Raw genomic sequence first — 5625 nt, 5'->3', positions numbered from 1 at the left:
ATTATCAACTACTAATAAATAATTAACTGAAAGTCCCTCCTATTATTGTTGCTATTGCGATACCCCTTTTAAAGAGCCTACCTAGTCATCCATGCTGTACCTCATTCAACTGAAACCCGCTATAGGGCTAATTTTAATATGAGGCAATGAGGTAATCTTTTGGATAATTTCAATATCGGAAATTTGTTTTTGTTGAATAGGCTCATTATCTAACCGAATTACCCTGGGTGATACTTGTAATAATTTATCAACATCTACATTCGCAAAGCTAAATTTAGAGTTAGCTGCCAATTTATCATGACCGTAAGCCATTAAAGCTTTTAGCTTATTATAACTACCCCAATAGCGAAGCGACTCGTCATATTCTTTGGTTTCTTCTTCATTTGATTGCATCGACTCTCCCCGTGCCAATTTTTCTAATTTTGCTAAAATTTTCTTATCATTTTCCAAATCTGACAATAACAATGGCCATTTTAAACTAATGGCAGTAAATTTACCTAACTGTTCAAAAGTTAGAGAAGGAACTAACAAATTATCATTCTCATCTCGCTCCTCAAAAAATAAACCAGTCTCATTAGCGATATAAACCTTGAGACGAAAGACATTGATAAAGTGTTTAATCCGTCGCGGATTGTAATCCAATGCGGGAGCCACCATCATAATGACATTCCGCACTGTTGGGGAATCTTTATCAAAATTGTTGACTTGAATCGCTTCTAATCGCTTAATTACAGATGCTCGTGCTTTCTCTTTTTCGGTTTGTTCAGATTCTATCGAAGGATTATCTGGAGACGATTTGTTTAAATCACTTGTCTGATTACTTGTTGGGGAAGTAAGATGCTTTTGCGAATTATTTCTCTGGGGTAAAGCTAACTTAAACTTACCCCAGGGTAACTGAAAAAATTTAGAAGAGGATTTATCTGGCTGTAAATTGGGAGGAGTTGAAGTAGCAAGCTGAATCAAAAAACGCTCAAAATCTGACCGGGATGGTTGGGGAACTAAAAAAAGAGGGAAGCTGGACAAACTTTTCAATGAAAGTATAACCATAAGCCAACCCTTTATTAGCACTACGTCTGGCCAAAATATCAGGATCAATTTCTGTGATTTCCGACGGTAAATACTTGAGAATGTTTTCGTATTTGACAGCTAAACTAGCGGCTACTTTTTCTCTGTCCATTCCTAAAATAAACACCACTGAAGGATCATCTGCAATCATCAAGTTAATCGCTTGCATCAAGTCCGCTGATTTTGGATGTTCACAACGATCTAAATCGTCAATAAATACATATACCCGATCATTGCCAATATAAGCATCGACAATTTTAGCAAAATCTTCATGAAATTCTTCTACAAATGCCGATTGTTTTTTATAATCTGGGGCTTCTATATATTTAATTAGGTTGTTTTTGGGGTTTTGAAGTAATCTTTGAAAATTTCTCAATAAACTCTTAATACCAGCGAAAATCCCCGCTCCTGATAAGGTGACACCGACCGCAGTAAATAATAATTTAAAAACTGAATTAATTTTGCTCCAAAAAACATCTTGAGAGGTTGTTGATCCGATTAATTCGTTAATTCCTTCAACTCCATAAACGATTAAAATAAAAGGAATGGCAATTGATGCACAAATCACAAAAATTATTACTGGTAAAGCTTTAATTAATTCAAATAAGCCTTTTTCTAGGTTAAAACGCAATAATTGTAACTTAAAATGTCCTAGGATAATTCGAGGCAAATCTCGCCAATTTTTGGGCGTAGAAATCTGCTTAATAAAAGACAGTGCAAAAGCCGCCCATACCGACTCCGCCTTATCGTGTCGCCAAGCATTAAACCAAACCGTCCGACCTCCCTTTTTTCGTAAATATTCCTCCAACATTTTCATAAAAGAAGACTTGCCACTACCCCACTCTCCCTCAACCGATAAAGTTAGGGGTGGTTGTGTCTGCTGATGCAACAAAAATTCAGCGATCGCTATTACATAAGGCTCAAATCCGAGAGCATCATTATTAGTAGCTTGATCGCTGACGCTAGTATTGCGGATAGATTCAGGAGAATCGGACATGGTAGTTATTTTTAGGTGACAGAGAACGGAGAAGAAAATAGATTACCTTAAGTAGCTGGTTATAATTAAATTAAAAATAGATTTTAGGTTCGATCCCCCCTGCCCCCCTTGATAAGGGGGGTGCCGATAGGCGGGGGGATCCCCCTTGATAAGGGGGGTGCCGATAGGCGGGGGGATCCCCCCTTAATCCCCCCTTGATAAGGGGGGCATCTGATAATTTTTAACGCCTACCTACTTATCAATCCGAGAAACGCTGTATATAGCCTCCTATGCAATCAAAAAAGCAACGAAGAAAAGACATTCTCATAATATCATCTAAACCCTATAGGTTCTGTCAGGTAGGGGATAGAAGATTTAACTTAGTGTCTATAGAGTTATTGGGGTTTAGTTTTACTAGGAATCAGAATTAATGACCAGTAAGTAGCAGCCTCTGGATCGACTTCTGTAATCGGAATAATTTGCTGATTGGGTAAGGTTGCTCGTTCGATGTAGAGGGCGCGTTCTAATAATCCTAATTCATCGAGAATATTGCGAACTTTAGCGAAATGTCTGCCTAATTTAATAATCGCCGCTGCATCGATAAAGGCTAGGCGATCCCGCAATATTTCCGCCTCTAAAGTAGCGGGCATAATACTAAATACGTCATTTCGATAAGTAATAGGTACACCCAGCATTGCTGCACTTGCCATCACTGAAGAAATACCCGGCACGACTTCAATGGAAAAACGATCGCACAAGCGATTAAAGATATACATAAATGTGCCATACAACATCGGATCGCCCACACATAAAACCGCCACATCTCGACCTAAGTTTAACTGTTCGGCGATATTTTCGGCGGCAATATCATAATGAGGTTGAGAACTGCGCTCGACACTAAAAGGTAAAGGCATGGGAATTTCTATCTGCTCGGGACGGATAAAATCCGACACAATTGCCCGTGCCAAAACTTTGCCACTTTCTAAGGTAGGATAGGCAATTACCGGAACAGTTGTGAGAATTCGGTGTGCTTTGAGCGTCAACAATTCGGGATCACCAGGCCCGATTCCTAATCCATAAAGTTTGCCTAATTTATTCATAATTCGTTCTCTTTTGCTAGGGCATTGACTGCTGCTGCTGCGATTGCGCTGCCTCCCCTGCGTCCGTGCAGGGTAATAAATGGCACACCACGACTATTAGTTGCTAATTCTAATTTCGACTCTGCCGCTCCTACAAATCCCACGGGAAAGCCTAAAATCAAAGCCGGTTTATCTACATTTTGATCGAGCAATTCTAGCAGGCGAAAAAGTGCGGTTGGTGCATTACCAATGGCTACCACCGCTCCAGCTAAATGAGGTCGCCAAAGTTCTAAAGCGGCAGCGGATCGGGTATTATTAATTTGCCGTGCTAACTCGGTTACTTCTGGATAATTGAGGGTACAAATAATCGGATTATCTTTAGGTAAACGCGCTTTGGTAATGCCATTAGCGACCATTTGAGAATCACAGAGAATTGCTGCACCCCCAGCGAGGGCATTTCGTCCGATTTTAACTGCGTCCGGTGATGCTTCTAAATCTTTTGTTATGTCTGTCATCCCACAGGAATGAATTAGACGAACCGCCACATGAGCTAAATCATCGGGGAGATTTTTCCAGTTAGTTTCAGCCCGAATAATAGCAAAAGATTTGCGGTAAATTTCCTCACCATTCTTAATGTATTCCATTCTATTCATCTAAATTTTTCGAGTTTTGGGAGCTTAAAATTTGGGCTATGAGGGGGGGAATCTTGGTAAATTCTCCCTCAAATATGGGTGTTTTTAAGAATTTTTGACTATCACCCACATAGACTTGATAAGCTTCCATTATTTGGCCATTTTCCTCGATGGTAGTTCCTAAAAGGGTAATTTCGGCAGGACCTGGTTGAGCGCAGGATTTAGCACAACCCGTCAAATGAATATTAACAGGAGAATTGCAGGTTAAGCGTTCTTTCAAATAATCTGCCAAGAGAGAAGCATGAATTTGAGTTGCAGTGGCCGCCGCCGCACAGCCCGGTTTACCGCTACAGGCAACCATCCCCGCATCCCATCCAAGAGAAGCGGATAATCCTAAGGATGCCAGTTTTGGCAACAACTCTGACACTTTTTCATCGGGAATATCGGGTAATATAACAGTCTGCCAAGGGGTTAATCGTAACTGACCACTGCCAAAAGTTTCTGATAGTGCCGCTAATCCCCATAGTTGATTAGCCGTCAATTGTCCTAATCTTAATGATAGACCAATATAAGATAATCCAGGTTGCTTTTGAGGATGAATTCCCAGATGAAAATAGGGTTGAGTAGAATGGGCAGCCTGCCGGTATTCTTGCCCTTTTATTATGCCGGTAGAAGTCCGATGTAATTGAGAGTTAACTTGTTCGAGATATTTTGCTAATCCCCAATCTTTGAGCAGGTGTTTCATCCTCGTTTTTTTACCCTTGATATTGGGGGTTTGTTGAACATAATCGATATAAACCTTTAATAGAGCTTTGACCACAGCTAAACAGTTTTCTGGCTCAATTAATAAGTCCGTGTCATAGAATTGTTTATCTCCTCCGAGGGCTAATCGAAAGCAAACAAGAGAAGTTAAATTTGTCGGATTATTGACGGTAATTGCCGATAGCTGAATCTCGTTATAGCGGTGTTGCCAGGCCATAGTTGAACCAGTGCCAATTCCCACTGCACCACCGCCATCGATCCCGATACTAAATTTAGGACTTAGTTCGGCAATTGATGGATAATTTTGGATAAAATTATCTAATTCTTGGACTAATGGACGAGTATCGATCGATTCTTGGCAGTCAATTCCAGCCGTGGGACTGGACATGATGTTACGCAGATGATCGATACTGGGATTATGGGCAGCTAACCCTAATTTTTGCAGGGTTTGAAATTCTTCTAAACTGGGGGATTTTTGCAGTCCGCGAATTTGCAGATTTGCCCGATTGGTAACTTGTATTGTCGTCTGCCATTGTTCGAGCCAAGTGGCGATCGCTTTTCCCTGTGGAGAATTGAGCCATCCACCGGGGGTGCGGAGACGAATTAAAAACCCATCCTGGGCAGCAGTTCCATAAAATAAACCGGGACAAGCATTTGCTTCAACTAACCAATTCACCGTTGTTTGTTCTCCATGCGACGCAGAGAAGTAGTTAGAAAATTATTTGTCTATCTACCGATTAAAAACTTGTAATTGGCATTCTGACTCGCAAGGAAAAAGGGAAGATGTACTCTTTTTACTTTTTACTTGATTACAGCTGCGGCACAGTACCAGAATTGCACTGGACTTTCCCAAAGACAAGCTTAAGTATTATACCACGTTTTCGGTTGAAACTCAGTATCGTTAAGAATCGCTACGTTTTCACCCCTTTGTGCCAAGACAAATAAACCTTGACGATAGGCATATTTATCTGCTCCTTCTTCGATTTCAATGCCTGCTACTGCCCCATATAATTGTTTGTGGTTATATTCTGGGAAAAATTGCCTAAATTCTGTTAGATTCTTGATTAATTCTTTGACATCATCTACACTTAAACTACTTTTGACTTCCACT

At 40.4% G+C, this 5625-nt stretch carries 3 protein-coding genes, 2 pseudogenes and 1 riboswitch; all 5 genes and pseudogenes read right to left on the bottom strand.

Features of this window, described 5'->3' with window-relative positions; all coding sequences use genetic code 11:
- Window positions 1-213 precede the first annotated feature (213 nt).
- A pseudogene (locus tag O9290_RS11260) lies at window positions 214-2062 on the bottom strand (KAP family P-loop NTPase fold protein); the annotation flags it as partial.
- Window positions 2063-2436: 374 nt separating this feature from the next.
- Window positions 2437-3141, bottom strand: coding sequence for a precorrin-2 C(20)-methyltransferase (gene cobI / locus O9290_RS11255; RefSeq protein WP_147070536.1), 705 nt, complete (start codon window positions 3139-3141; stop codon window positions 2437-2439).
- Complete coding sequence (locus O9290_RS11250; RefSeq protein ID WP_288056997.1) at window positions 3138-3764, bottom strand: precorrin-8X methylmutase; 627 nt, start codon at window positions 3762-3764, stop codon at window positions 3138-3140. Before O9290_RS11250 ends, cobI begins: the two co-directional genes overlap by 4 nt.
- Before the next feature lies 1 nt (window position 3765).
- Complete coding sequence (gene cobG / locus O9290_RS11245) at window positions 3766-5190, bottom strand: precorrin-3B synthase (protein ID WP_288056994.1); 1425 nt, start codon at window positions 5188-5190, stop codon at window positions 3766-3768.
- 56 nt (window positions 5191-5246) lie between these two features.
- Window positions 5247-5405, bottom strand: a riboswitch (cobalamin riboswitch).
- Window positions 5376-5625, bottom strand: a pseudogene (locus O9290_RS11240) (DUF3782 domain-containing protein); the annotation flags it as partial. Its footprint overlaps the riboswitch before it by 30 nt.

The sequence above is a fragment of the Microcystis sp. LE19-41.2A genome (assembly GCF_027530405.1).
Lineage (GTDB): Bacteria > Cyanobacteriota > Cyanobacteriia > Cyanobacteriales > Microcystaceae > Microcystis > Microcystis aeruginosa.
This window is presented reverse-complemented; position numbering and strand designations above follow the sequence as displayed.